We start from the raw sequence: 1,031 nt of genomic DNA, 5'->3' as shown, positions 1-1,031 counted from the left end.
CGGCGAGCTTCATGGCCTCCTCGATCAGGGTCTCGACGATCTTCGACTCGGGGACGGTCTTGATGACCTCGCCCTTGACGAAGATCTGGCCCTTGCCGTTGCCGGAGGCGACGCCGAGGTCGGCCTCGCGGGCCTCGCCGGGGCCGTTGACGACGCAGCCCATGACGGCGACGCGCAGCGGGACCTCCATGCCGGTCAGCCCGGCGGTGACCTCTTCGGCGAGCTTGTAGACGTCCACCTGGGCGCGCCCGCAGGAGGGGCAGGAGACGATCTCCAGGCCGCGCTGCCGCAGCCCCAGCGACTGCAGGATCTGCAGGCCGACCTTGACCTCCTCCACCGGCGGCGCGGAGAGGGAGACGCGGATGGTGTCGCCGATGCCCTGGGAGAGCAGGGCGCCGAAGGCGACGGCCGACTTGATGGTGCCCTGGAAGGCGGGGCCCGCCTCGGTGACGCCCAGGTGCAGCGGGTAGTCGCACTGCTCGGCCAGCTGCCGGTAGGCCTCGATCATGACGACCGGGTCGTTGTGCTTGACGGAGATCTTGATGTCGCGGAAGCCGTGCTCCTCGAACAGCGACGCCTCCCACAGCGCCGACTCCACCAGCGCCTCCGGGGTCGCCCTGCCGTACTTCTGCAGCAGGCGCCTGTCCAGGGAGCCGGCGTTGACACCGATGCGGATCGGGGTGCCGTGGTCGTTCGCGGCCCGGGCGATCTCCTTGACCTTGTCGTCGAACTGCTTGATGTTGCCCGGGTTCACCCGCACCGCCGCGCAGCCGGCCTCGATCGCGGCGAAGACGTACTTGGGCTGGAAGTGGATGTCCGCGATCACCGGGATCTGCGACTTGCGGGCGATGGTCGCAAGGGCGTCCGCGTCGTCCTGGGTGGGGCAGGCGACACGGACGATCTGGCAGCCGGACGCGGTCAGCTCCGCGATCTGCTGCAAGGTGGCGCCCACGTCGGAGGTGCGGGTCGTCGTCATCGACTGCACCGAGACGGGCGCGTCCCCGCCGACCGCCACGCTGCCGACCTGGATC

1 protein-coding gene is annotated in these 1,031 nt (G+C 70.0%); it reads right to left on the bottom strand.

Annotation, left to right across the window (positions count from 1 at the left end):
• A partial coding sequence (ispG, locus tag ABZ261_RS29500; RefSeq protein WP_356864392.1) for a flavodoxin-dependent (E)-4-hydroxy-3-methylbut-2-enyl-diphosphate synthase occupies positions 1-1,030 on the bottom strand: 1,030 nt, incomplete at its 3' end.
• Between the last annotated feature and the right edge of the window lies 1 nt (position 1,031).

The organism is Streptomyces sp. NPDC006193 (genome assembly GCF_040613915.1).
Taxonomy (GTDB): Bacteria; Actinomycetota; Actinomycetes; order Streptomycetales; family Streptomycetaceae; genus Streptomyces.
Note: the sequence above shows the minus strand (reverse complement) of the source record. Positions and strands in the feature narration are given on the sequence as shown.